This window comes from Streptomyces sp. NPDC126503 (genome assembly GCF_040302405.1).
GTDB lineage: Bacteria > Actinomycetota > Actinomycetes > Streptomycetales > Streptomycetaceae > Streptomyces > Streptomyces gulbargensis.
The window spans coordinates 1-23,497 of record NZ_JBEORS010000006.1 but is presented as its reverse complement, the minus strand read 5'-3'; the positions used below and the strand labels follow the sequence as shown (position 1 = coordinate 23,497).

8 protein-coding genes are annotated in these 23,497 nt (G+C 75.5%); all 8 read left to right on the top strand.

The window, feature by feature from the left end:
* The first annotated feature begins 63 nt into the window (after positions 1-63).
* Positions 64-1,551 (top strand): helix-turn-helix domain-containing protein, encoded by a 1,488-nt coding sequence (locus tag ABTY40_RS10150; protein ID WP_352059096.1) that lies wholly within the window; start codon positions 64-66, stop codon positions 1,549-1,551.
* A 146-nt stretch (positions 1,552-1,697) separates the two neighbouring features.
* The gene (locus tag ABTY40_RS10145; RefSeq protein WP_352059095.1) at positions 1,698-8,027 is read left to right on the top strand and encodes a non-ribosomal peptide synthetase; all 6,330 of its coding nucleotides are present in this window, start codon (positions 1,698-1,700) and stop codon (positions 8,025-8,027) included.
* Positions 8,024-8,815 (top strand): thioesterase II family protein, encoded by a 792-nt coding sequence (locus ABTY40_RS10140; RefSeq protein ID WP_352059094.1) that lies wholly within the window; start codon positions 8,024-8,026, stop codon positions 8,813-8,815. Before ABTY40_RS10145 ends, ABTY40_RS10140 begins: the two co-directional genes overlap by 4 nt.
* A 47-nt stretch (positions 8,816-8,862) precedes the next feature.
* Positions 8,863-9,921: a TauD/TfdA family dioxygenase gene (locus tag ABTY40_RS10135; RefSeq protein WP_352059093.1), complete on the top strand. Its 1,059-nt coding sequence runs from the start codon at positions 8,863-8,865 to the stop codon at positions 9,919-9,921.
* An 8-nt stretch (positions 9,922-9,929) separates the two neighbouring features.
* Positions 9,930-11,813, top strand: a complete 1,884-nt coding sequence (locus ABTY40_RS10130) for a non-ribosomal peptide synthetase (RefSeq protein WP_352059092.1) — start codon at positions 9,930-9,932, stop codon at positions 11,811-11,813.
* A 73-nt stretch (positions 11,814-11,886) separates the two neighbouring features.
* The gene (locus ABTY40_RS10125) at positions 11,887-15,822 is read left to right on the top strand and encodes a condensation domain-containing protein (RefSeq protein WP_352059091.1); all 3,936 of its coding nucleotides are present in this window, start codon (positions 11,887-11,889) and stop codon (positions 15,820-15,822) included.
* Positions 15,823-16,039: 217 nt separating this feature from the next.
* A complete protein-coding gene (locus ABTY40_RS10120) occupies positions 16,040-23,221 on the top strand; it encodes a non-ribosomal peptide synthetase (protein WP_352059090.1) in 7,182 nt (2,393 codons plus the stop codon).
* Complete coding sequence (locus tag ABTY40_RS10115; RefSeq protein ID WP_352059089.1) at positions 23,218-23,433, top strand: MbtH family protein; 216 nt, start codon at positions 23,218-23,220, stop codon at positions 23,431-23,433. The genes ABTY40_RS10120 and ABTY40_RS10115 overlap by 4 nt, the downstream gene beginning before the upstream one ends.
* The last annotated feature ends 64 nt before the right edge of the window (positions 23,434-23,497 follow it).

The following is a 23,497-nucleotide window of genomic DNA, read 5'->3' as shown; positions in this document are numbered from 1 at the left end:
ACCGGCCCCGACCAGGCCGGCCGCCGCCCGGCCCCGCCCCCACCTGACCAGCGGGAGTTCTCCATGACGACCGGTCTCTCCCCCGAGGGCACGACGACGGCCACCGCCGCCCTCGGCACCCTCATCCGCGGACACCGCCTCCGCATCGGGCTCACCCAGCGCGAACTCGCGGACCTCTCCACCATCAGCGTCCGCGCCATCCGGGACCTGGAGAAGGGCAAGGCCCTCCGACCGCGTGCCGAAACGATCCGCCTGATAGCCGACGGGCTACGGCTCGGCCCCCGTGCCAGGACCGCCCTCGAGGAGGCCGTGCGCCGCGGCCACCACGGCGGCGGCAGCCGGCACCTGCTCCTGGAGCGGTGCGCGCCGCCCGCCCCCCTCCACCCCCTGATCGGCCGCCAGGCCGAGGCCACCGTCCTCGCCGAGGAGTTGCGTTCCGGCGCCGAGCGCCTCGTCACCGTCGTCGGTCTGAGCGGCGTCGGCAAGACCCGGCTCGCCCTGGAGACCGCCGCCCGGCTGCACGACGCGGGCTTCCCCGTCCTCTGGCACACGGCCCCCGGGGCGGTCACCGACTCCCTGCCGCCCGACGACGACCCGCTGCTCGCCGTGACCACCGCCTGCGCCGCCCACCTCCAGACACCCGAGCCCCGTACGCACCCTGATACGACCACTGCGTACGGCACCGGTGCCGGGGCGTCGTACGGCGCCCCCGCCCCCGCCGACGAGCAGCCGCCCGCCGCCCTCCTCGCCGCGCTCGGGGACCGCGACGCCCTCCTGGTCCTCGACGGCGCCGCGCCGGCCCGGCTCGACTTCCCGCGCCTGACCCGGCTGCTGCGCGAACTCCCCGGCCTGCGCGTCCTCGTCACCGCCGACACGCCCTGGAACGTCCCCGGCGAACGCCTCTTCCTCCTCGCGCCTCTCGACGCCCCGCGGCCCGACGCCCCGGCCGGCGCCGACGCCCCCGCCGTACGGTTCCTCCTCGGCCGGATCCGCCAGGTGCGCCCCGACATCGTCCCCGACGAGCGCAGCCTCGCCGACGTCGCCTGGGTGGCGCACCGTCTCGACGGGCACCCGCTCGCCCTCGCCGCGGCCGCGTCCTGGCTCACCGTCTGCGACCTGCCCACCCTGCGCGGCATCGTGGAGACCGACCCGGCGGCGCTCCTCGACCACCTCGCCGACGGCCGTTCCGGCTCCCACCTCCGCGACGGCGTCGACCGCACCCTCGCCCAACTCCCCGCCTCGTCGCGGGAACTCGTCGGCCGACTGTGCACGGCGGCCGGGGACGACTTCGACCTGGACGAGGTCGTCCGGCTCACCGGCCGGTCCCTGCCGGACTGCGGCCGCATGGTCCGGACGCTGCTCATCGGCGGCGTCATCCGCCCCGGCACCGACCACGGCCGCTCCACCTTCCGGGTGCTGCGCGTCGTCCGGGCCCTCGCCGCCCGCCAGGAGCCCGGCCCCCCGGCGCACGCCGCCTCCTGCGCCTCCGCCGGAATGCCGGAAGCCCGCGCTTCCGCCGCCCCCGCCGTCGCCGCCCCCGCTGCCGCCTGACTGCCGCAGCGCCGCCGTTCCGCTGCCGTACCGCCGGATCAACTGCCGCTCGGGGCCCACACGCAGGGGTTGTATGGCCAGGGCCGCCCCGGCCGGGATGCCACCCGGGGCCGCCACCACCGTGACGTGACCCCACAGGAGCCCCCATGCCGTTCGACACGCCCGTCGCATCCGCACCGGCCGCCGTGCGGCTGCCGCTCTCCGTGGCCCAGCGGGACATCTGGACGGCCCACCTCCTCGACCCCACCGGCGTCTCGTACAACGTCGGCGAGTGCCGGGAGATCAACGGCCCCGTCGACCCCCACCTCATGGCGGCCGCCTGGCGGCGCCTGGTGGAGGAGGCCGACTTCCTGCGCGTTCGCGGCTTCGAGGAGGACGGCGAGCGGGTCTGGCAGCTCCTCGACGCCGACGCCGGCACCCGCACCCTGCCGTTCGCCGACGTCAGCGGCGCGGCCGACCCCGAGGCGGCGGCCTGGGAACTCGTCGACGGACTCATCGGCACGCCGTTCGACCTGACCGGCGAACCCCCGGTCCGGTGCGCGCTCGTCAAACTGGGGGAGGAGCGGTTCTTCTACTTCTACGGCTTCCACCACCTGGTCGTGGACGGCGCCGGCGCCTCCCTGGCCCTCGCCCGGCTCGTCGAGCTGTACGAGCGGGCCGTCGCCGGCGAACCCTGGGGCCCGTCCCCCTTCGGTTCCCTGGCCGACCTCCTCGCCGAGGACACCGCGTACCGCGCCTCCGACGAGGCCGCCGCCGACCTCGCCGCCTGGCGTGTCCACCTCGCCGGAGCCCCGGACGCCCCCGCCGACCTCGTCCGGGGCCGCGACCGGGCACCGGCCGCCCACGGCCGCCTGCCCTTCGCCCGGCGCAGCGTCCTCCTCCCGCCCGCCGATGCGGACCGGCTCCGTACCGCCGCCCGCGCCGCACGCGTCAACTGGTCCGTCCTCCTCGTCGCCCTCTTCGCGGCCTACCTCCACCGCGTCACCGCCCGTGAGGAGCTCGTCATCGCCCTGCCGGTGACCGGCCGCACCACCCGCACCGCCCGCAGCACCCCCGGCATGATGTCGAACATCGTCCCCCTGCGCCTCGCGGTACGCCCCGGGGACCGCTTCGGCGAGCTGGTCCGCGCCGTCGCCGCCGAGGTCAAGCACGGACTGCGCCATCAGCGGACCCGCTACGAGGACCTGCGCCGGGACGCCGGATCCCTCGCCGGCCGCCGGCCCGCCGGTCCGGTCCTCAACATCATGGGCTTCCACGCCGAACTGACCGTCTGCGGCCATCCCACCGTCAACCACAACGTGAGCAACGGCCCGGTCCACGGCCTGAACGTCGCCGTCCTCGATCTCGGCGCCGCCCACGGTCTCCGCATCGACTTCGACACCCCCGTCACGGACGTCGACCCGGAGCTGACCGCCGCCCACCAGGACCGCTTCGCCGCCTTCGTCAGCGGCTTCCTCGCGGACGCCGCGGGCTCGGCCGCCGCCAGGATCGCCGATCCGGACGTCCTGCTCCCCGCGGAACGCGCCCTCCTCACCGGGGCATGGGCCGGCCCGGCCGGCACCCCCACCGACACCTCCCTGGTCGCCCGCTTCGAGGAGCGGGTACGGCTCCACCCGGGCCGTACGGCGCTGGTGGACGGCGGCCGGCGGATCTCGTACGCCGAACTCAACGCTTCCGCAAACCGGTTGGCGCACCTCCTCCGCTCGCGCGGACTGGGGCGGGGTGACCTGGCCGGTGTCCTCCTGGAACGCGGAACTTCCTTCGCCACCGCCGTCCTCGCCGTCCTGAAGACCGGCGCCGCCCATGTGCTGCTGGACCCCGACTTCCCCGACGAGCGGCTGCGTTCGGCGGCCGTGGACGCCGGGATCGGGCATCTCGTGACCGCGCCGGGGCTCGCGGGGCGCCTCGAAGGACCGTGGGCGACCCATCTGGCCGGGGAGAGCGAGAAGTCCGGTGCGGACGGCAATCTCGGTCTGGCCATCCGTGCGGACGATCCGGCGTGTGTGATGTTCACGTCGGGGTCGACGGGGCGGCCGAAGGGGATCGTGTCGTCGCACCGGAATCTGGTGTCGACGGTGAGTGGTCAGTCGTACGGGAACTTCGGCCCGGGTGAGGTGTTCCTGCAGTGCTCGCCGGTGTCGTGGGACGCGTTCAGTCTGGAGTTCTGGGGTGCGCTGCTGCACGGCGGGACGACGGTGCTGCAGCCGGGGCAGCGTCCGGAGCCGGTGTTGATCAGTGCGCTGTCGCGGCGGCACGGGGTGACGATGCTGCAGTTGTCGGCGAGTCTGTTCAACTTCCTGGTGGACGAGCATCCGGAGGCGTTCGAGACGGTCACGGTCGCGTTCACCGGTGGTGAGGCCGCTTCCCCGGTGCATGTGCGCAAGCTTCAGGAGCTGCGGCCCGCGATCCGGGTGGTGAACGGGTACGGGCCGGCGGAGTCGATGGGCTTCACCACCACCCACACCGTCGAGGCGTGGGACAGGCAGACGGTGATTCCGATCGGGACGCCCCTCGTCAACAAGGGAGCTCATGTCCTGGACCCGTACCTGAACCTCTGCCCGCCCGGAATGACGGGAGAGTTGTATCTGTCGGGGGAGGGGCTGGCCCATGGTTATCTCGGGCGTCCGGATCTGACCGCTGTGCGGTTCGTGCCGGACCCGTTCGGCGGGGCGGGTTCCCGTCTCTACCGCACGGGCGATCTGGCGCGTTTCGACCGGGACGGGCGGCTCGTCTACGAGGGGCGGGTGGACGATCAGATCAAGATCCGGGGTTTCCGGGTCGAGCCGGGGGAGACCGAGGCCGCGCTGCTGGCCCACCCGGACGTGACGCAGGCCGTCGTCACCGTCCACCAGGACCGGCTCGCCGCCTACCTGGTCACCAGCACGTCCGTCTCTCCTGACGCGGTCCGCCGGCATGTGGCCGACCGGCTGCCCGAACACCTCGTCCCGACCTACGTGACGGTGCTCGACCGGCTGCCGCTGACACCCAACGGGAAGATCGACAAGCGGGCCCTGCCCACCCCTGCCACCCTCACCACCGGCGGACGCGCCCCGAGGACCCCGCTCGAAGAGACGCTGCTGGCTCTCCTGGCCCGCACCCTCGACACGCCCGCCGGTACCGAACTCACCATCGACGACGACTTCTTCGCCCTCGGCGGACACTCCCTCCTCGCCGCCCGCCTCACGAACCGGATCGCGGAGGCCGTGGGCGCGCGGCTGACCATCCGGGACGTCTTCGGGCGGCCGACGGTGGCCGGCCTCGCGGAGCTGATCTCCGCACAGGGCGGTGAGCGCACGGCCCTTCCGCCGCTCGTGGCGGGGGAGGGCGACGGCGAGCTGCCCCCGGCGTCGTTCGGGCAGCGGCGGTTGTGGCTGCTGTCCCAGCTGGACGGCGGGAGCGCGGCCTACAACGTGCCGATGGCCGTCCGCGTGGACGGCGGCCTGGACGCCGAAGCCCTCACGTCGGCGCTCAACGCCGTCGTCGCCCGCCACGCCCCGCTGCGGACCGTGTTCGAGGCCGTCGACGGAGAGCCGCGTCAGCGGATCCTCCCCGCCGAACGGGCCCGCGTCACGGTGGAACGGCGGCCGGTGGCGGCCGACCGCCTGGACGCCGAGCTGGCGGCGGCGGCGGGGCACGTCTTCGACCTGTCCGCCGACCTCCCCCTGCGCGCACTGCTCCTCGAACTTGCCGACGGGTCATCGGTGTTGTCGCTGGTGGTGCACCACATCGCCACCGACGGACTGTCGAACGGCGCCTTCTTCGCGGACCTGGAGCGCGCCTACGGCGGGGACGGCCTGGAACCGCTCCCCGTCCAGTACGCCGACCACGCCGCCTGGCAGAGGCGGGTCCTGGGCTCACCGGACGACCCGCGGAGTCTCCTGACCCGCGAACTCGCCTACTGGCGCACCGCCCTGGACGGTCTCCCGGAGGAACACGGGCTGACCCCCGACCGGCCGCGCCCCGCGCTCGCCTCCCACCGGGGTGGCCAGGCCGAGATCGACCTGGGGCAGGACGTCTTCGAGCGCATCGCCGCGCTCGCCCGCGAGGAGGGCTGCACCCCCTTCATGGTCGTGCACGCCGCCCTCGTCGCCGCCCTGACCCGGCTGGGCGCGGGAGCCGACCTGGCGATCGGTTCACCGGTGGCGGGCCGTGGCGACGAGGCCCTGGGAGAACTGGTCGGGTTCTTCGTGAACACCCTCGTGCTCCGCACGGACAGCGCGGGTGACCCCACCTTCCGTGAACTCCTCAGCCGGGTGCGGACGGCCGACCTGGACGCCTTCGCCCACCAGGAAGCCCCTTTCGACCTGGTCCTCGAAGCGGTCAACCCGGCCCGTACGCTCGCCCGCCACCCTCTCTTCCAGATCTGCCTCGGCCTGGAAACGGGGGGCGCGCCCCGGCTGGACCTTCCCGGCGTCCGTACCGGCGCCGTCGCCCTCACGGGCAACGGCGCCGCCAAGTTCGACCTCGAATTCCTGCTCCGCTCCGACGACCGCCGGCGCCTGCACGGCGCCATCCTCTTCGCCACCGACCTGTTCGACCCGGAGACGGTACGGCGCATGGCCACCGTCCTCCGCCTCGTCCTCGACCAGGTGCTGACCGACCCGGGCCGCCGGCTCTCCGGCCTCGACGTGCTCACCCGCGCCGAGCGTGACCTGCTCACCGGACCGTGGTCGGGAACCACCGCCGACACCGGCGACGCCTCCCTGGTCGCCCGCTTCGAGGAGCGGGTACGGCTCCACCCGGGCCGTACGGCGCTGGTGGACGGCGGCCGGCGGATCTCGTACGCCGAACTCAACGCCTCCGCCAACCGCCTGGCGCACCTTCTCCACGCCCAGGGCCTCGGACGCGGCGGCCTGGCGGGCGTGCTCCTCGAGCGGGGCGCGGACTTCGCGGTCGCGGTGCTGGCCGTGGTGAAGACGGGAGCGGCGTACACCCTCCTCGATCCCGACTTCCCCGACGAGCGTCTGCGTTCGGCGGCCGTGGACGCCGGGATCGGGCATCTCGTGACCGCGCCGGGGCTCGCGGGGCGCCTCGAAGGCCCCTGGATCACTCACACCACGGATCCGGACGCCACCCACCCTGCCGATAACCCCGGTGTCGCGGTCGGTGCGGACGATCCGGCGTGTGTGATGTTCACGTCGGGGTCGACGGGGCGGCCGAAGGGGATCGTGTCGTCGCACCGGAATCTGGTGTCGACGGTGAGTGGTCAGTCGTACGGGAACTTCGGTCCGGACGAGGTGTTCCTGCAGTGCTCGCCGGTGTCGTGGGACGCGTTCAGTCTGGAGTTCTGGGGTGCGCTGCTGCACGGCGGGACGACGGTGCTGCAGCCGGGGCAGCGTCCGGAGCCGGTGTTGATCAGTGCGCTGTCGCGGCGGCACGGGGTGACGATGCTGCAGTTGTCGGCGAGTCTGTTCAACTTCCTGGTGGACGAGCATCCGGAGGCGTTCGAGACGGTCACGGTCGCGTTCACCGGTGGTGAGGCCGCTTCCCCGGTGCATGTGCGCAAGCTTCAGGAGCTGCGACCCGCGATCCGGGTGGTGAACGGGTACGGGCCGGCGGAGTCGATGGGCTTCACCACCACCCACACCGTCGAAGCCGGTGCCCCCACTCCCGTCCCCATCGGCGTCCCGCTGCTCAACAAGGGCGCCTACGTGCTCGATCGCGCCCTCCACCTGTGCCCGCCGGGCGTCATCGGTGAGTTGTATCTGTCGGGTGAGGGGCTGGCCCATGGTTATCTCGGGCGTCCGGATCTGACCGCTGTGCGGTTCGTGCCGGACCCGTTCGGCGGGGCGGGCTCGCGTCTCTACCGCACGGGCGATCTGGCGCGTTTCGACCGGGACGGGCGGCTCGTCTACGAGGGCCGGGTGGACGATCAGATCAAGATCCGGGGTTTCCGGGTCGAGCCGGGGGAGACCGAGGCCGCGCTGCTGGCCCACCCGGACGTGACGCAGGCCGTCGTCACCGTCCACCAGGACCGGCTCGCCGCCTACCTGGTCACCAGCCGTGACACGCCTTCGGACGACATCCGCCGGCATGTGGCCGACCGGCTGCCCGAACACCTCGTCCCGACCTACGTGACGGTGCTCGACCGGCTGCCGCTGACACCCAACGGGAAGATCGACAAGCGGGCCCTGCCCACCCCTGCCACCCTCACCACCGGCGGACGTGCCCCGAGGACCCCGCTCGAAGAGACGCTGCTGGCTCTCCTGGCCCGCACCCTCGACACGCCCGCCGGTACCGAACTCACCATCGATGACGACTTCTTCGCCCTCGGCGGACACTCCCTCCTCGCCGCCCGCCTCACGAACCACATCGCCGCCGCCCTCGGTGTACGCCTCACCGTGCGCGACGTCTTCCAGCACCCCACCCCCGCCCGGCTCGCCGCGCACATCGACACCCTCACGACCGCTCCGGCGCCCCGGAAGGCCCGCCCGGCCCTCCGCCGCCGTACCGAGACAGATCGGATCAGCTCATGAGCGCCTCCTCCTTCGCGCCCGCCCCCGAGGACGTCGTCTGGGACCTGCCCGGCGACGGCCCCCACCGCCTCTCGCTGCTCGTCCTGCCGCACGCGGGCGGCAACGCCCACGCGTACAGCGGCTGGCGCGCGCACCTTCCCGCCGACGTCCGCCTGCTCATCGGCCAGTACCCGGGCCGTGGCGCCCGCTTCTCCGAGGACCTGCCCGGCTCCGTGGACGACCTGGCGCTGCCCGTGGCCGAGGCTCTGCCGGCCGACACCGGCGCCCTGGTCGTGCTGGGGCACAGCATGGGTTCCCTGGTCGCCTTCGAGGTGGCCCGGGCCCTGCAGGCCGCCGGCCGCACCCCGCACGGGCTCGTCGCCTCCGCCTGCCGGGCACCCGTCCTGCCCAACCAGGCCCCGGTGCACCCGGAGCGGCTGGACGACGACGAGCTGGTCGCCGCCATCAAGGAGCGCGGCGGCACCGACGACGGCATCCTCGACGACCCGGAGCTCCGCGAGATCGTCCTGCCGTCCATCCGGGCCGACTTCGCCATCGACGACGCCTACCGCTGCACCGCCCCCGACGTGCGGCTCGACTGCCCGGTCGCCGTCCTCGGCGGGGACGCCGACCCGATCGTCCCGGTGGACATGCTCGGCGGCTGGGCCCTCGTGGCCGGACACGAGGTGACCCCCGAGGTCCTTCCCGGTGACCACTTCTACTTCCAGCAGGACCTCCCCGGCTTCTTCGCCCGCCTGAACCCGGTCCTCGAAGCGTTCCGCGCCACCGCCCGGGCCACCACCGCCTGAGCCCGCCCCGCGCCCTGCCCCCTCCCACCGAACACGAGGAACCCGCCATGACCACCTTCGCCCCCAACCCGGCCACGGCCCCGGCCCCGGCCCCCGCCACCGACGGACTCGCCGTCGTCCGGGAGCCCGGCAAGCCCGCCGTCGTCCACGTGCCACGCCTCACCACCATGACGGAGGCCACCGCCTGGCTGACCGCGCACCGCCCGGCCATCCAGGCCGAACTCCACCGCTCCGGGGCGGTCATGCTGCGCGGCCTGCCCGTCACGGACGCCGCCACCTTCGCGGAGGCCCGGGACGCGCTCGTCGCCGAGCGCGCCGGCTACAAGGAGAAGGCCACCCCGCGCACCGACTTCGGCGAGGGCGTCTTCTCCTCCACCGATCTTCCGGCCGCCCAGCCGATCCGCCTCCACAACGAGAACAGCTACACCCTCGACTTCCCCGGTGTGCTGCTGTTCGGCTGCGTCACCGCCCCCGAGACCGGCGGCGCCACCACCATCGGCGACATGCGCCGGGCGCTCGCCCTGCTGCCGCCCGAGCTCGTCGCCCGCTTCGAGAAGGCCGGCTGGCTGCTCGTCCGCAACTACTCCGACCTCGCGGGCATGCCATGGCGCAAGGCGTTCTCCTCCGACGCGCCGTCGGGCGCGGAGGAATACTGCGACGCGCACTCCATCGGCTACGAGTGGCTGGACGAGGACACCCTGCGGACCCGCCAGCTCCGCTCCGCGATCGTCACCCACCCGGTCACCGGCGAGCGGGTCTGGTTCAACCACTTCGCCTTCTGGAACGCCCGCAGCCTGGACGAGGACGTCCGCGAGGTCCTCACCGAGACCTTCGGCGCCGACGGCCTGCCCTTCGACACCCGGCTCGGCGACGGCACCGTCCTCACCGACGCCGAGGTCGACGCCGTCAACGACGCCTACCAAGCCGTGACCGTGCGCGAGAGCTGGCAGGCCGGCGACCTGATGCTCGTCGACAACATCCTCTGCGCGCACGGACGCGAGTCGTACACCGGCGCCCGCAAGATCCTCGTCGCCATGGGCGAGCCCGTGCCGCTGTCCGACTGCGCCCCGACCGTCGCCCCCTCCGCCACCCCGTACGGAATGTGAGCCGCGCCATGACCGCCGTCCTCCCCGAGCCCGTCACCGCCGTCCTTCCCGCGCCCGGAGCCTCCGCCGTCTCCGCCGCCCCGGGCTGCTCCTGCGCCGCCTGCGCCGCGGGCACCGGCCACGCCGACCTGCTCGCGCGGCTCGCCACCGCCCCCGGCGGGCGCACGGCCGTGGTCGCCGCCGACCGCGACCTCACCTTCGACGAGCTGCGCGCCGAGGCCGCGGGCGTCGCCGCCCGGCTCACCTCCCTCGGCGCCGGACCCGAGAGCGTCGTCGCCCTCTGCCTGCCGCGCGGAGCCGGGCTCGTCACCGCGCTCATCGGCACCCTCACCGCCGGTGCCGCCTACCTGCCCGTCGACCCGGCCCTGCCCGCCGAACGCCGCCGCTACCTCCTGGAGGACTCCGGCGCCGACCTGGTCGTCGTGGACGGCGCGGGCGACAGTCCGGCCGCCCCCGGGACCCGTACCGTCACGCTCGCCGAGCTGACCGCGTCCCCCGCAGGGCAGGCCGCCGGCCCCGGCCCGTACCGCCCGGCCCCCGTCACCGCCGGCACCCTCGCGTACGTCATCTACACCTCCGGCTCCACCGGCCGCCCCAAGGGCGTCGAGATCGGCCGCGCCGCCGCCTCCCTCCTCCTCGCCGAACTGGAGCGGGCCGGTGCCGCCACCGGCGAGGCCCGCCGCGTCGGCTGGAACGCCTCACCGTCCTTCGACGCCTCCGTGCAGCAGTGGGTACGGCTCTGCCGCGGCGACACCCTCGTCATGATCGACGAGGACACCCGCCGCGACCCGGCGCTCCTCGCCGCGTTCATCGACGCGCAGGCCCTCACCGACCTCGACATCACCCCCTCGCACGCCGACCCCCTCCTCGACCTCCTCACCCCCGCCGGCGGCGCCCGCCCGCTGACCCTGCTCGTCGGCGGCGAGGCCATCGGCCCCGCCCTCTGGGACCGGCTCGCCGCCGCCCACGGCGCCGGCGTCCTGCGCGCCCTCAACGTGTACGGGCCGACCGAGTGCACCGTCGACGCCACCGCCGGCTGGATCGACCGGCCGGGCGAGCCGCACATCGGCACCGTCCTGCCCGGCCTGCGGACGCGGCTCCTCGGCGACGACCTCGCCCCGGTGGGCCCCGGCGAGGCCGGCGAACTGTACCTGGCGGGACCGCGCGTGGGCCGCGGCTACCGCAACCGGCCCGCCCTGACCGCCGAGCGCTTCGTCGCCGACCCGGCCGCCGGGACCGCCGGCTCCCGCATGTACCGCACCGGCGACCGCTGCCGCCTCCTGCCGGACGGCCGGCTCGTCCACCTCGGCCGCGCCGACGGACAGATCAAGCTGCGCGGCCACCGCATCGAACTCCCCGAGATCGAGGCGGTCCTCACCCGGCAGGACGGCGTCGCCGAGGCCGCCGTGATCCTCGGCGAGGACGCGGGCGGCAGCCCCGCCCTCCTCGCCTACCACCGCGGCGGCGACGCCGCGGCCCTGCGCGCCGCCCTCGCGGACACGCTGCCCGCCTACATGCTGCCCTCGGCCTTCGTCGCGGTCGACCGCTTCGCCACCACCCCCAGCGGCAAGCTCGACCGCTCCGCCCTGCCCACCCGCGCCGACACCCCGGCGGCCGGCGACGCCGCCGCCCCCACGGACGACACCGGCCTCCGGGGGCCCGCCGAGGAACTCATCGCCCGTGTCTGGACGCAGGTCCTGGGCGCCGACTCCATCGGCCCCGACGACAACTTCTTCAAACTCGGAGGACACTCCCTCCTCGCCATCAAGCTGGTCTCCCGGGTCCGCGCCGAACTCTCCGTCGCCCTGCCCGTCAAGGCCGTCTACGCCCACCCCCGGCTGCGCGACCTCGCCGCCCGCATCGAGGAGCTGACGGCCGCGCGGGACGCCTGACCCCGGCCGCACCGGGGCGGTCCCCGCCACCGGCCCCACCCACCCGCCCCGCCACTCACGAGAGGCAGCACCTGTGATCCCCCTGTCCTACGCCCAGCGGCGTCTGTGGTTCCTGAACCGGCTGGAGGGCTCCTCCCCGGCCTACAACGCGCCCGTGGTGCTCCGGCTCGCCACGCGGCCGGACCCGGCCGTCCTGGAGGCCGCGGTACGGGACGTGGTGGAGCGGCACGAGGTGCTGCGCACCGTGTACCCGGCGGTGGACGGGGAGCCGTACCAGCGCGTCGTCACCGATCCCGACGTGCGCCTGCGGACGGTGGAGTGCGCGGCGGGGGAGACCGACGAGAGGGCGGCGGAGTTCGCCCGCCGGCCGATCGACATCACCCGCGAACTCCCGCTGCGCTGCGCCCTGTTCAGCACCCCCGGCGAGGGCGCGGCCGTCCTCGTCCTGGCGGTCCACCACATCGCCACCGACGGCTGGTCCGCCGGACTCCTCCTGCGCGACCTCGACACCGCCTTCCGGGCCCGCGCCGGCGGCCGGGCCCCCGGCTGGGAACCGCTGCCCGTCCAGTACGCCGACTACGCCCTCTGGCAGCGGGACATGCTCGGCGACCCGCGAGACCCCGGGAGCACCGCCCACGAGCAACTCGCCCACTGGCGTACGGCCCTCGACGGCATCCCGGCCGAGACCCGGCTGCCCGCCGACCGGCCCCGGCCCACCGAGCCGACCCACCGGGGCGCGAGCGTCACCGCCGAGCTGGACGCGGCGACCCACCGGGCGCTGTCCGCGGTGGCGCGTGCCGAACGGGCCACGTTCTTCATGGTCGTCCGGGCCGCGCTGGCGCTCGCCCTGCGCGCCGCCGGAGCGGGCCCCGACCTCGTGGTGGGCACCCCCGTCGCCGGCCGGCCCGAGGAGGCGCTCCACGACCTGGTCGGCTTCTTCGTCAACACGCTCGCCCTGCGCACCGACCTCTCCGGGGAGCCCACCCTCGCCGGGGTCGTCCGCCGGGTACGGGACGCTGACCTGGCGGCCTTCGCGCACGAGGACCTGCCGTTCGACCTCCTCGTGGAGGACCTCAACCCCGAGCGGTCCCTCGGCCGCCACCCCTTCTTCCAGGTCATGGTGGCCACCGGGGCCCGGCAGGAGACGCGGACGGAGATCGGCGGCATCCCCGCGGTCCCGGCCGACACCGACCTCGCCACCGCCAAGTTCGACCTGAGCTTCCACTGCCAGGAGCGGACCGGCACCGGCGGCGGACCCGGCGGGCTGCTCCTGGCCCTGCAGTACGCGACCGACCTGTACGACGAGGACACCGCCCGCCTCCTCCTCGGCCTCTTCCGCCGCGCCCTCACGGCCTTCGCCCGGCACCCCGGCGACACGCCCGTCAGCGCCGTCGCGCTGGTCACGGAGGAGCAGGGGCGCGCGCTGGACCGGCGTCACGAGGCCCTCGCCGCCGCCCGCGCCGAGGCGGAGTCGGCGCGCGCCGCGACCGGTGCGGACGGCGGCGGCCGGGCGGGGAGCACGGCCCCGGCCGACCCCCGCGAGGAGATCCTGTGCGGCCTTTTCGCCGCGGTGCTCGACCGCGACGACGTCCTCCCGGAGGACAACTTCTTCAAACTGGGCGGCCATTCGCTGCTCGCGGGCAAGCTGACGAACCGGGTGCGCGCGGCGCTCGGCCTCCAGGCCGCCATCCGCGACGTCTTCCTCGCCCCGACCCCCCGGCAGCTGCTGCGCCGCCTCGACGAGCGGGGCGACGGACCCGCGCGGCCCGCGCTCCGTCCCGTACCCGCCGCCCTCCGCCCGGCCCGGCTCCCGCTCTCCGCCGCACAGCGGCGCCTGTGGTTCGTGGACCGCCTCGAAGGACCCGGCGCCACCTACAACATCCCGGTCGTCATCCGGCTCCGCCGCCCGCTCGAACCGGCCGTCCTGGCCGCCGCGCTCGCCGACGTCGCCCGCCGCCACGAGGTGCTGCGCACCGTCCACCGCTCGGCGGACGGCGAGCCGTACCAGGTCGTGCTGGACGCGGACCGGGCGCCCGTCCTCGACCTGGTACGCGCCGGGGGAGCAGAGGCGGTGCGGGCGGCGGTCGACGCGGCCGCCGGGTACGTCTTCGACCTCGCCGCGGAGCCGCCCTTCCGGGCCACGCTCGTCACCGACGCGGGGGCGACGACCGCGGCGGCCGGCACGACGGGTACCACCGGGGCCCGCACCGCCGGGGCCCCCGGCTCCCCCCGCACCGCCGACCGTACAAGTCCCGCCCCCCAGACCCTCGTCCTGCTCGTCCACCACATCGCGGGCGACGGCTGGTCCACGCCCTGCCTGCTCGCCGACCTCGACACCGCCTACCGCGCCCGCGCCGAGGGCCGCGCGCCCGACTGGCGGCCGCTCCCCGTCCAGTACGCCGACTACACGCTCTGGCAGCGGGAACTCCTCGACGGGCCCCACGGCGTCGCCGCCGAGCAGCTCGCCCACTGGCGCGACGCGCTCGCCGGCCTGCCGCCGCTGCTCGCCCTGCCCACCGACCGGCCCAGGCCCCCGGAGAGCGACGGCGCCGGCGCCGTCACCACGTTCGAGGTCGGCGCCGCCACCCACCGCGCCCTGCTGCGCTGCGCCCGCGCCGAGGACGCCACCCTCTTCATGGTCGTGCAGGCCGCCCTGGCCGCCCTCCTCACCCGGCACGGCGCCGGCACCGACATCGCCCTCGGCACCACCGTCGCCGGGCGCACCGACCAGGCCCTGGACCCGCTCGTCGGATTCTTCGTCAACACCCTGGTGCTGCGCACCGACACCTCCGGCGACCCCGCCTTCACGGATCTGGTCCGGCGCGTCCGCGAGGCCGGGCTCGCCGCCTACAGCCACCAGGACCTGCCTTTCGACCGGCTCGTCGAGCACCTCAGCCCGCACCGCTCCGCCGCGCACGCGCCGCTCGTCCAGGTGATGCTCCAGGTCCACGCCCCCGCCGGCCCGGCCGGCCGCCGCTCCGGGTCCGTCCTGGACGGCGACCCGGTTCCCCTCACCGGCACCGGCGCCAAGAGCGACCTCACCTTCGCCCTCACCGAACGGACCGACGCCGACGGCGGCCCCGGCGGGCTGCGCGGCGCCCTGGAGTACGCCACCGCCCTGTACGACCCCGCCACCGCGCGACTCCTCGCCCGGCGCCTGACCGAGACCCTCGACGCCTTCGCCGCCGACCCGGGCGCCGCCCTCTCCGAGCCCGCGTACGCCCCGTACACCCCACCCGCCCCGGCCGGCGGCGGGCCGACCGTCCTCGACGAGCGGGGCCGCCCCGCCCCCGTCCGCGTGCCCGGCGAACTGCACAGCGCGGAGCCGGGCGGCACCCCGCGCGCCACCGGCCGGCGGGCGTACGTCGCCGCCGACGGCACCCTGCGGCCCGTCGCCACGCTCACCGTCGGCGGCTATCCGGTGGAACCGGGCCGGGTCGAGGAGGCCCTCCTCGCCCACCCGGCGGTGACGGGGGCGAGCCTGGAGCTCCACGACGACCGCCTGCACGCCTCCGTCACCCGTGCGCCCGGCGCGCGTACCACCGAGGCCGAGTTGCTGACCTGGGCGGCGCGGCGGCTGCCCGAGTACCTCACCCCCGTCCGCGTCGCCGTCGACACCGGCACGCCGCAGGGGCCGGCGCGGGACGAGGAGCGCACCGCCTCCGCCGACGCGCGGGAGGAACGGCTCCTCGCCCTCTTCCGGGACGTGCTCGGCGGGCGGCCGGTCGGCCGGGACGACAACTTCTTCAAGAACGGCGGCCATTCGCTCCTCGCCGTACGGCTCCTCAACCGCATCCGCGGCGAGTTCGGCCAGGACCTCACCCTGAAGGACGTCTTCCGCAACCCGACGGCCGCCGCCCTCGCCCGCCGCCTCGCCGACGCGGCCGGGGAGGCGCCCGGGGCGCGCGACGCCTCCCGTACGCCCTCCCCGGGCACGCCCGGCCGGGCCCCCGCCCTCGCCCGCCGCACCCGCGCCGGCGCGCGCCGCACCCCGGACCCGCGCCCCTGACCCGTACCCACGGCTCCGTACCCACCGCGCATCCCGACCGCGTCCCCTCCGCATCCCGACCGCATCCGCGACCGGCAGCTCCGGGCGGCTCCTTCTGCCGCCCGGAGCTGCCGCGTCTCCTGCCCCGGACGGCCCCGGGCCGCCCCTAGCGTGGAGGCCACGGAGGCGAGAGGAACCGTTCGCCCCGGTCTCTCTGCCCCTACCGGAGGAACTCGGCATGCCCCCCAGAACGGACGACCTGCTCGACGGCGGACCCTCTCCCGCCACCGCCCCGCCCGTGCTCGACCTGATCGCCCGGCAGGAGCGGACCCGCCCCGGGGCAACCGCCCTCGTGCACGGCGATATCCGGCTCAGCTACGCCGAACTCGGCGCCGCCGTCCGCGCCCGGGCCACCGAACTCGCCGCCCGAGGCGCCGGTCCCGGCCGTCTCGTCGCCCTCCACCGGCCGCGCGGCACCGACGCGATCGTGGGCCTCCTCGCCGTCCTCACCACCGGGGCCGCCTACCTGCCGCTCGACATCCAGGCACCCGACGCCCGCAACGCCGCCATCCTCCGGGACGCCTGCGGCGACGCCGCCCCCGCACCCGCCGAGGTCGCCCGCCACGGCGAACTCGTCCTCGACGGGCCCGGCGCCGGCGAGGGCGCCGCCTACGTCATCTACACCTCCGGCTCCACCGGCACCCCCAACGGCGTCGTCGTCGCCCACGACTCCCTCGCCCACTTCATCGCCGGCGCGACCCCGGCCTACGGCATCGGCGCCGACGCCCGCGTCCTGCAGTTCAGCCCCCTGCACTTCGACGCCAGCATCCAGGAGATCTTCACGACCCTCGGCGCCGGCGGCACCCTCGTCCTGCGCACCGACGACATGCTCGACGTCGGCGAACTCCTCGCCGGCTGCGCGCGGCACGGCATCACGTTCCTCGACCTGCCCGCCGCCTACTGGCACGAGCTGGTGTACGTCCTCACCACCGGCTCCGTCCGCCTCCCGGCCTGCCTGCGCACCGTCATGATCTACGGCGAGGCCGCCCTGCCCGAGCGGATCGCCCAGTGGCGCGGCCTCGTCGGGGACTCGGTGCGACTGCTCAACGCGTACGGGCCGACGGAGACCACCGTCGTCGCCACCGTCGCCGACCTCACCCGGCACGCCGCCGGCCCCGTCCCCATCGGACGGCCCCTCGCCGGCGTCCGCGCCGCCGTCGTCGCCGGCGAGCTGTGGCTGCTCGGCGGCGGCCTCACCCGCGGCTACCTCCACCGCCCCGAACTCAACGCCCGCCGCTTCACCGAGCTGGACGGCGAGCGCGCCTACCGCACCGGAGACCTCGTCAGCCTCTCCGAGGACCGGCAGATCCTCTACCACGGGCGTCTCGACGACGAGGTGAAGATCGGCGGGCAGCGCATCGACCCGGCGGCCGTCGACTCCGTCCTCGCCGGCCACCCCGCCGTCCGCGAGGCCGCCGTCGTCGCCCAGCAGGACACCGACGGCGTCAAGCGGCTCGTCGCCTTCACCGTCACCGACGGCGGCACCGGCGCCGAGGAGCTGCGCGCGTGGGTACGCGAGCGGATGCCGGCCGCGGCCGTACCGGCCGCCGTCTCCGTCGTCGTCGCCCTGCCCCGCACCAGCTCCGGCAAGATCAACCGCAAGGTGCTGCGCACCACCGACCCCCGGCTGCCCGTCGTCCACGAGGACCCGCTGCCGCCCGGGGACCGGGTGCCGCTCTCCCACGCCCAGCGGCGCCTGTGGCTCGTCAACCAGCTCGAGGGACCCTCCGCCGCCTACAACATGCCGATCGTCCTCCACCTCGACGCCGCCCCCGACCGGGCGGCCCTCGCCGCCGCCGTCACCGACCTCACCGAACGGCACGAGGTCCTCCGCACCGTCCTCCTCGCCCCCGAGGACGAGCCGTACCAGCACGTCCTCACCGCCGGCGCCGTACGGCTCCGGACCGTCGGCCTGCCCGCCGCCGAACTCCCCGCCGCGATCGCCCGCTTCACCGCCGAGACCTTCGACCTGTCCCGCGAACTCCCCCTGCGCGTCTGCCTCTTCGAGCCCGAGGACGGGCCCGGCGCCACCCTCGCGGTCCTCCTCCACCACGTCGCCGGGGACGGCTGGTCGCTGCGCCCCCTGACGGCCGACCTCGCCCGCGCCTACACGGCCCGCGCCGCCGGCCGCGCCCCCGCGTGGGAGCCGCTGCCCGTCCAGTACGCCGACTACACCCTCTGGCAGCACGACGTGCTCGGCGACCCCGGCGATCCCGGCTCCGCCGCCGCCCTCGGCCTCACCCACTGGCGCGCCGCCCTCTCCGCCCTGCCCGACGTCACCGCCCTGCCGCTCGACCGGCCCCGGCCCGCCGTCCGCGACCACGCCGGCGGCCTGGTCACCACCGTCCTCGAACCCGCCGTCCACGCCCGGCTCCTCCGCCTCGCCGAGGCCCACGACGCCAGCGTGCTCATGGTCCTCCAGGCCGCCCTGGCCCTCGCGCTGCGCGCCGCCGGAGCGGGCGACCGCACCGCCCTCGGCACCCCGGTCGCCGGCCGCGACGACGAGGCCCTTGACGACCTCGTCGGCTTCTTCGTCAACACGGTCGTCCTGCCGACCGACACCTCCGGCACCCCCGCCTTCACCGCCCTCCTCGACCGGGTCCGCGACACCGACCTCGACGCCTTCGCCCACCAGGGGCTCCCCTTCGACCTGCTCGTCGAACGGCTGGGCCCGCCCCGCCTGCCCGGCGTCCACCCCGTCTTCCAGGTGATGCTCACCCTGCGCACGGCGGGACCCGACGAGAACACCTTCACCCTCGGCGGCCTCACGGGCCGCTTCGCGACCGATGAGGCCCCCGCCACCACCAAGTTCGACCTCACCGCCGCCTGCGTCGACCACCGCGACGCGACCGGCGCGCCCACCGGGCTGAGCCTCGCCCTCGAGTACGCCCGCGACGTCTTCGACGAGGACGTCCCCCGGCTCCTCCTCACCGCCCTCGCCCGCGCCCTGCGCGCCGCCGCCGACACCCCCGGCACACCCGTACGGGACGAGACGCTGATCCCCGCCGCCGACCGCCGCGCCCTGGACGCGAGGCAGGCCCGCGCCGCCGCGCCCGCCGCCGCCGCGCCCGCCCCGGCCGGCCCCGAGGCGGCGGGATCCGCCGCCACGGAACTCGTCGACACCCTCCGCGCCCTGTTCGCCGACGTCCTCGGCCTCGACCGCGTCGGCCCGCACGAAGGCTTCTTCACCATCGGCGGCCACTCCATGAGCGGCGTCCGGCTCGCCAACCGGATCCGCGCCCGCCTCGACGCCGACGTCCAGGTCCGCGACCTGCTCCTGGCGCCCACCCCCGACGCCCTCGCCCGCCGCATCACCGCCCGCGCCACCGCCCCCGCCGCCGACGGCGCCCCCGCGGACACCGGCCGGACCCGGCCCGTCGCGCGCACCGACCGGCCCGACCGCCTCCCCCTCTCGTCGGCCCAGCGCAGGCTCTGGTTCATCGACACCCTCGAAGGCCCCAGCGCCTCCTACAACATCCCGCTCGTCCTGCGCCCGGCCGAGCCCCTCGACCCGGCCGTCCTGGCCGCCGCCCTCACCGACCTCTCCGACCGGCACGAGGTGCTGCGCACCCGCTACCGGGCCGTCGACGGCGAACCCCACCAGGAGATCCTCACCGGCGTCCGTCCCGCCCTCGACCACCGGACCGTCCCGGCCGGACGGCTCCCCGCCGAAGCCGCCGAGGCCGCCGGGTACGTCTTCGACCTGGCCGGGGAGACCCCGCTGCGGGCCACGCTCCTCACCCCCGACGACGGCACCGGACAGGTCCTCGTCCTGCTCGTCCACCACATCGCCGCCGACGGCTGGTCCACCGGCCCGCTCCTCGCCGACCTCGCCACCGCCTACCGGGCGCGCGCCGAGCACCACGCCCCCGCGTGGGAGCCGCTGCCCGTCCAGTACGCCGACTACACCCTCTGGCAGCACGACCTCCTCGAAGGACCCGGGGCCGACGCCCACCGCGCGTACTGGGAGCGGACCCTCGCCGGCGCCCCCGCCGCCCTCGACCTGCCCGCCGCGCGCCCCCGCCCCGCCGAGGCGAGCCACCGGGGGGCCCGCGCCCCCGTCACCGTCGACGCCGCCACCCATGAGGCCCTGGAGACCCTCGCCCGCGACAGCGGCGCCACCCTCTTCATGGTGCTCCAGGCCGCGCTCGCCGCCGTCCTCACCCGGCACGGCGCCGGCACCGACCTGCCCGTCGCCACCATGACCGCCGGCCGCGACGACGAACTCCTCGGCGGACTCGTCGGCTTCTTCGTCAACACCCTCGTCCTGCGCACCGACACCTCCGGCGACCCCGCCTTCACCGAACTCCTCGACCGCGTCCGGCGCACCGACCTCGCCGCCTACGCGCACCAGGAACTCCCCTTCAACCGGGTCGTCGAGCACCTCAACCCGCCCCGCACCACCGCCCACCACCCGCTCGCCCAGGTCGTCGTCCAGCTCCACCACGACTACACCCGCGGCGTCGCGGGCGCCGCCGCCGCGAAGGACCTCTTCCGGGAGGACGGGCCCGCGCTCCTGACCACCGTCACGACCAAGTTCGACCTCACCTTCGCCCTGGACGAGCGGCGGGACGCCGACGGCCGGCCCGCCGGTCTCACCGGCGGACTCGAATACGCCACCGACCTCTTCGACGCCCCCACCGCCGCCCTCCTCGCCGCCCACCTGGAACGCACCCTGCGCGCCGCCGCGGCCGACCCCTCCGTACGCCTCGGGCAGCTGCCCCTGTTCACGGAGACCGACCGCTTCCAGCTGGTCGACGCCTACAACGACACCGCCGCCGTCGTCACCGAACGGGGCACCGTCCACGCGCTCGTCGCCCGCCGCGCCGCCCGCACCCCCGGGGCGCCCGCCCTCGTCACGGACGCGGAGACCGTCACGTACGGGGAACTCGACGCCCGCGCCGAGGCCCTGGCCGCCCGGCTCCGCACCGCCGGGGCGGGCCGCGGCGACACCGTCGGCGTACTGCTCGACCGCGGGGTGCCCCTCGTCGTGACGGCGCTCGCCGTGCTCAAGTGCGGCGCCGCCTACCTGCCGCTCGACCCCCGGCTGCCCGAGGCCCGCCTCCGGCTCCTGCTCGAGGACTCCGGCGCCCGCCTCGTGGCCACCGACCGCGCCCATCCCCGGCCGGAGGGCGTACGGGTGCTCCTCGTGGACGCGCCGGCGGGGGAGCCCGCGGCCGGCGCACCCGCCGAGGAGGCGACCGCCTCCGAGGACGACCTGATGTACGTGATGTTCACCTCGGGCTCCACCGGCCGGCCCAAGGGCGTCGGAGTCACCCACCGCAACGTGGTGGAGCTCGCCGCCGACCGCGACCTCTCCTTCGGCCCCGGCCGGCGCATGCTCGTCCACTCGGCGACCGGCTTCGACGCCTCCGTCTTCGAACTGTGGGCCCCGCTCCTGGCCGGCGGCTGCCTCGTCCTGATGCGCGGCGACGGCACCGACCTCGCCGAGACCGCCCGGACCGTCCGCGACCACGGCGTCACCACCGCCTACTTCACCGTGGGCCTCTTCCACGTGATGGCCGACGAGGGCCTGGACACCCTGCGCCTCCTGCGCGAGGTCTGGACCGGCGGCGACGTCGCCTCGCCCGCCGCCGTCCGGCGGGTCCTGACCCACTGCCCGGACACCGTCCTCGTCCACTCCTACGGCCCCACCGAGACCACCTTCGCCTCCCACAACCAGTGGTTCACCACCCGGCAGCGCGAGCTGCGCGGCACCGGCCTGCACCTGGGCCGCCCCATGGACAACACCCGCAGCCACGTCCTCGACGAGTCCCTGCGCCCCGTACCCCCCGGCGTTCCGGGCGAGCTGTACATCTCCGGCGGGCACCTCGCGCGCGGCTACGTGGGCCGCCCCGGCCTCACCGCCGAACGGTTCGTGCCCGACCCCTTCGAGGCCGACGGCAGCCGCATGTACCGCACCGGCGACCGCGTCCTGTGGACCCCCGACGGCGAACTCCGCTTCCTGGGACGGGCGGACGGACAGGTCAAGCTGCGCGGCGTCCGGATCGAACCCGGCGAGATCGAGCGGGCCCTCGCCGCCCACCCGGCCGTCGGCCAGGCCCTCGTCGTGGTCCGCGAGGACCGCCCGGGCGACAGGAGCCTCGTCGCCTACGCCGTCCCGCGCGCCGGCGACACCGTCACCGAGGCCGAACTCCTCGCCGAGGCGCGCCGGGTGCTGCCCGGCCACCTGGTGCCCGCCGCGGTCGTCGTCCTCGACGCCCTCCCGCTGACCGCCAACGGCAAACCGGACCGTACGGCCCTGCCCGCGCCCCACCGGCCCGCCGCCGCGCCGGGCGGACGCCCGCCGCGCAACGCCCGGGAGGAGGTGCTCTGCGCGCTCTACGCCGAGATCCTCGACGTGCCCCGCGTCTCGGTCGACGACAACTTCTTCGCCCTGGGAGGGCATTCGCTGCTCGGCGTCCGCCTCGTCAACCGGATGCGCGGTGTCCTCGGCGTCGAACGGACCGTCCGGGACCTGTTCCGCGCCCCCACCCCCGCCGGTCTCCTCGGCGGTGACCTGGACCCCTTCGGCGACGGCCCGGCCGCCGGGGCGTCCGCCTCCGCGCTCGGCGTGCTGCTGCCGCTGAGCCCGGCCGGCGCCCGCCGCCCCCTCTTCTGCGTCCACCCCGGCACCGGCGTCGGCTGGGCCTACGCGGGCCTCGCCCGGCACCTGGGACCCGACCAGCCGCTCTACGCCCTCCAGGCCCGCGCCCTGAGCGACCCGGGCCACCGGCCGGAGAGCGTCGAGGAGATGGCCGACGCCTACCTGGAACGCATCCGGCAGGTCCAGCCGTGGGGCCCCTACCGGCTGCTCGGCTGGTCCTTCGGCGGCCTCGTCGCCCACACCATGGCCGTACGGCTCCGGGAGGCCGGCGAGCGCGTCGAACTGCTCGCCCTGATGGACGCGCACCACACCGGCCCCGGCAGCGTCCCCGTCCTGCCGCCCGGGGAGCGCCCCGCCCCGGAGCCGGGGGACCGGCCCGGCCCGACCCCCGCGGACGACCTCGCCGCCGCGGTGGAACGGCTCCGCCACGAGGACCCCGTGCTCGCCGGCTTCACCACCGCCGAACTCCGGGCCGTCCTCGCCGCCTCCGACACCCACGCCCGGCTCATGGCCCGGCACGTCCCCGGCCGCGCCGACACGGACGTGGTGTTCTTCACCGCCCGCCGGCCGGGGGAGCCGGAAGGCGCTCTCGCGGCCACCTGGATTCCTTTCTCCGAAGGAATCGTCGAGAACCACACCCTGGAATGCGACCATCTCCGGATGGCTGAACCGGAACCACTCGCCCGTGTCGGAAGCATCATCTCGGAGAAGCTCTCCGCCCTGCAGAAGAATGAAATGAGGAGCCAGTCATGAGCGATTCCGTCAACCCGTTCGACAACGCCGAGGGAACCTTCCACGTCGTTGTCAACGACGAGGGACAGCACTCCCTGTGGCCCGCGTTCGCCGCCGTCCCGGCCGGCTGGACCAGCGTCTGGGGCCCCGGTGGTCGGGGCGAAGCCCTGGAGTACGTCACCGCCCACTGGACCGACATCCGCCCGCGCAGCCTCGTCGCCCAGTACGCCTGACAGTCGGCCGGCACCGCCGGAAAAGGCGCCGCGCCCCGATACTGGACCATGGGCAGCTTCGGCG

Coding starts and splice junctions, on each gene's coding strand:
- ABTY40_RS10140 (WP_352059094.1), top strand. CDS start 8,024: ATGAGCGCCTCCTCCTTCGCGCCCGCCCCCGAGGACGTCGTCTGGGAC.
- ABTY40_RS10135 (WP_352059093.1), top strand. CDS start 8,863: ATGACCACCTTCGCCCCCAACCCGGCCACGGCCCCGGCCCCGGCCCCC.
- ABTY40_RS10130 (WP_352059092.1), top strand. CDS start 9,930: ATGACCGCCGTCCTCCCCGAGCCCGTCACCGCCGTCCTTCCCGCGCCC.
- ABTY40_RS10115 (WP_352059089.1), top strand. CDS start 23,218: ATGAGCGATTCCGTCAACCCGTTCGACAACGCCGAGGGAACCTTCCAC.
- ABTY40_RS10150 (WP_352059096.1), top strand. CDS start 64: ATGACGACCGGTCTCTCCCCCGAGGGCACGACGACGGCCACCGCCGCC.
- ABTY40_RS10145 (WP_352059095.1), top strand. CDS start 1,698: ATGCCGTTCGACACGCCCGTCGCATCCGCACCGGCCGCCGTGCGGCTG.
- ABTY40_RS10120 (WP_352059090.1), top strand. CDS start 16,040: ATGCCCCCCAGAACGGACGACCTGCTCGACGGCGGACCCTCTCCCGCC.